We start from the raw sequence: 1,764 nt of genomic DNA, 5'->3' as shown, positions 1-1,764 counted from the left end.
TGGAGCTGTCGGCCGATGCCGTGGCGTTGCGCCACGCGCGAAGACCTCGATGACGACCATGCGACCGCCACAACATGGACAAGGTGGCTTGTCGGGATCGACGGCGGCAACGGTGGGCCGTCCCTCAGGTTTTGCAGCAGCGAGCAGCTCACGGGCGCGTGCGACGTTGCCGGCGCATGCGCCTTTGGCGAACAGGCCGTAGTGGCGGATGCGGTGCAAGCCTTTTGGCAGCACGTGGATGAGGAAGCGGCGGATGAACTCGAAGGTCCCGAGCGTCATCTGCTTGTATCGATTGCGGCCCTCGATCCGGTAGTCCTTCCACTTGAAGGTGACGCCCTGCCCATCGCAGGCGATCAGGCGGCTGTTGGCGATGGCGAGGCGGTGGGTGTAACGCGACAGATAGGCCAGCACCGCCTCAGGTCCGCCGAACGGCCGCTTGCTGTAGACCACCCACTCGGCTTTGCGCAGCGGCGCCAGATAAGCCGCGAAGGCTTGCGCCTCGGCGAGATGGGCGTGGTCGCCGAAGAAATTGAGGCGGCCGGCTTGGTGCGTGGCGACGAGCTTCTCCAGGAACAGCCGACGGAACAGGCGGGAGAGCACGCGGACCGGGAGGAAGAATCCCGGCCGGCAGGACACCCAGCGCTGGCCGTCGGGCGAGATGCCGCCGCCCGGCACGATCATGTGTACGTGGGGATGATGGGTCATGGCCGAGCCCCAGGTGTGCAGCACGGAAGTGATACCGATCCGGGCGCCGAGGTGCTTCGGATCGGCGGCGATGGTGATCAGCGTCTCGGCCGAGGCCTTGAACAGAAGGTCATAGATCGCCGCCTTGTTCTGGTAGGCGATGTCGGCAATCTGGGCCGGCAGCGTGAACACCACGTGATAGTACGGCACCGGAAGCAGCTCGGCCGCGCGCGCGGCAAGCCAGTCCTTGGCGGCGGCGCCCTGGCACTTCGGGCAATGCCGGTTGCGGCAGGAGTTGTAGGCGATGGTGGTATAGGCGCAGTCTTCGCAGCGCGCGACATGGCCGCCGAGGGCTGCCGTGCGGCAGTTCTCGATCGCCGACATCACCTTCAATTGCTGGAGGCTGACATGGCCGGCATTGGCTTGACGCCACGCCGGACCACGGCCGCGGAAGATATCCGCGACTTCCAGTGCCAGAGGCGCCACCCGCGTCGTGCTTAGGCGGGTGGCGTATCCCTGGGCTCATTCTTCTTGGGTGTCAGCGGGGTGAGGCGATCCAGCGGGCTCATAACCTCGCGGATGGTGTTGGTGGCGACGCGGGTATAGAGCGCGGTGGTCTCGAGCTTGGCGTGCCCCAACAGGACCTGGATCACCCGAATATCGATGTTCTGCTCGAGCAGGTGGGTCGCGAAGCTGTGGCGCAAGGTGTGCGGCGTCACCTGCTTGGTAATCTCGGCCATGTGGGCCGCAGCGTGGCAGGCGCGCGTGAGCTGGCGTGTCGTCATTGGGCTGGCCGGCTTCAGTCCCGGAAACAGCCAGCCCTGCGGGCGGGCAATGCGGTACCAGTCGCGCAGAAGTTCGAGCAGCACCGGGGAAAGCATCGCGTGGCGATCCTTGCGGCCTTTGCCCTGTTCGACGCGCAGCATCATGCGCTCGGAGTCGATATCGGAGACCTTCAGCGCGACGACCTCGGAGACGCGCAGCCCCGCACCGTAGGCGATACTGAGCGCCGCCTTGTACTTGACGCTCGGCGCAGCCTCCAGAAAGCGCGCGACCTCCTCGCGGCTCAACACCACCGGT

2 protein-coding genes are annotated in these 1,764 nt (G+C 66.0%); both read right to left on the bottom strand.

All coding sequences use genetic code 11. The features are described 5' to 3' along the window. Positions 1-1,170 (bottom strand): IS91 family transposase (locus SO140_RS45750; RefSeq protein WP_498544175.1); only part of this gene is annotated, 1,170 nt, incomplete at its 3' end. 11 nt (positions 1,171-1,181) lie between these two features. Then, on the bottom strand, positions 1,182-1,764 hold a 583-nt coding region (locus SO140_RS45745), incomplete at its 5' end, for a tyrosine-type recombinase/integrase (RefSeq protein ID WP_449384718.1).

This window comes from Bradyrhizobium sp. UFLA05-108 (assembly GCF_059803455.1).
Note: the sequence above shows the minus strand (reverse complement) of the source record. Positions and strands in the feature narration are given on the sequence as shown.